This is a genomic window from Streptomyces sp. NPDC005820 (genome assembly GCF_040630255.1).
Classification (GTDB): domain Bacteria; phylum Actinomycetota; class Actinomycetes; order Streptomycetales; family Streptomycetaceae; genus Streptomyces.
This window is the reverse complement of sequence record NZ_JBEXXE010000123.1, coordinates 1-1,781: the sequence shown is the minus strand read 5'-3', so window position 1 is coordinate 1,781 and position 1,781 is coordinate 1. Positions and strand designations below refer to the sequence as shown.

At 69.2% G+C, this 1,781-nt stretch carries 1 protein-coding gene and 1 pseudogene; both read left to right on the top strand.

Translation table 11 applies throughout. The features are described 5' to 3' along the window. Positions 1-163: pseudogene (locus ABZ464_RS51985) on the top strand (glycine/betaine ABC transporter ATP-binding protein); the annotation flags it as partial. Then, a partial coding sequence (locus ABZ464_RS51980; protein ID WP_359290043.1) for an ABC transporter permease subunit occupies positions 163-1,781 on the top strand: 1,619 nt, incomplete at its 3' end. The pseudogene ABZ464_RS51985 and the gene ABZ464_RS51980, both read left to right, overlap by 1 nt.

Here is a 1,781-nt window from a genome sequence, read left to right as displayed (position 1 = left end):
GGACGGGCCGGAGCTGGGTCCGGACGTGGTGGTCCGGGAGGCCACCCGGGCGGTCCTCGCCGCGGAGAAGCCGGTGAAGGTCGTCGAGGACGGCAGGCTGCTGGGGATCGTCGGCGACGAGGAGATCCTCGCGGTCGTGGCCGGGCAGGAAGGCGGCCGGTGATGACCGTCGCCATCGAGAAACCCGAGAACACCGAGTCCACGCGACAGCCCGCTGCGGCCAGGCGTGTGCCCAAGGTCAGCCGGCCCATGCTGCTCGGCGCGATCCTCGTCGTCTGGCTGCTGCTCTTCGCGGTCCTGCGCGGAAAGCAGACCCTGTCGCTGGCCGCGGCCGACCTGACGGGACTGCACCGCTGGTTCAACGACGTCAACGACTCCATCGGCGCGAACCGCAACTCCAACCCCCTCTTCATCTACTTCTTCAACGAGATCCGGCTGGTCATCGACAGCCTGGTGACCTTCGTCCAGGATCTGATCTCCCAGCCCTCCGACGCCCGGCCGGTGCCGCAGATCGGCTGGCTCGGGGTGGTGGGAATCGCGGGGTACGTCTCCTGGGCGGTCGGGAACTGGCGGGTGGCACTGCTGGCGGTGGCCGGGTTCACTTTCATGGGGTTGCAGGGGCTGTGGCAGGAGAGCATGGACACCCTGGCCCTGACGCTCTCGGCGGTTCTGGTCGCGTTGCTGTTCGCGATTCCGCTGGGAGTGTGGGCGGGTCTTTCGGACCGGTTCAACCGGGTCGTGACGCCGTTCCTGGACTTCATGCAGACGATGCCGACCTTCGTCTATCTGGCCCCGCTGACCCTGTTCTTCCTCATCGGCGGCGCCTCCGCGGCCATCGCGACGCTCATCTACGCGGCCCCGCCGGCGATCCGCATCACCGCACACGCCATTCGCTCGGTGCCGACGACGACGGTCGAGGCGGCCGACTCGCTGGGCGCCACCCGGAGGCAGGCCCTGCTGAAGGTCCTGCTGCCGATGTCCAAGCGCACCGTCGTGATGGGCGTCAACCAGACCATCATGGCCGCGCTCGCGATGGTCACCATCGCCGCGCTGATCGACGCGCCCGGTCTCGGCAAGACCGTGGTCCAGGCCCTGCAGTCCCTGGACGTCGGTACGGCGTTCAACGCGGGCCTGGCGATCGTGGTGATGGCGATCGTGCTGGACCGGGTCACCACGGCGGCCAGTGCCCGTGAGGAGAGCGCCCGGGGCTCGAAGAACCGCTTCCTGAAGTGGCGCAAGCAACTCCTCGGCGCGGGCGCGGCGGTCACCGTGATCCTCGTCTACATGTCGCACACCTACGTGTGGGCGGCGGAGTTCCCGGGCGAGGGCAGCCTCGGCAGTTCGATCGCGAGCGCGGCCGACACGGCCACCACCTGGGCGCAGGACAACCTGTCCGGCCTGACGAACGCCTTCCGTGACGCGATCACCAATGGTCTGCTGAACCCGTTCCAGACGCTGCTCACCGACTCGCCGTGGTGGGTGGTGGCCGGGGTGCTGGTCGCCCTCGCGGTCGTGCTGGGCGGGTGGCGGGCCGGGGTCACCACGGTGGTGTGCGTGGGTCTGCTGGTCGCCACGGGCATGTGGTCGGACGCCATGACGACACTCGCCTCGACCGTCGTCGCCACCGTGCTGGTGATGGGGCTGGGCATCGTCTTCGGGGTGTGGATGGGGCGCAGCAGGATGGTCGACCGGGTGATGCGGCCGAGTCTGGACGCGGCGCAGGTCATGCCGCCGTTCGTCTATCTGGTGCCGTTCCTGGCGCTGTTCGGGGCGACCCGGTT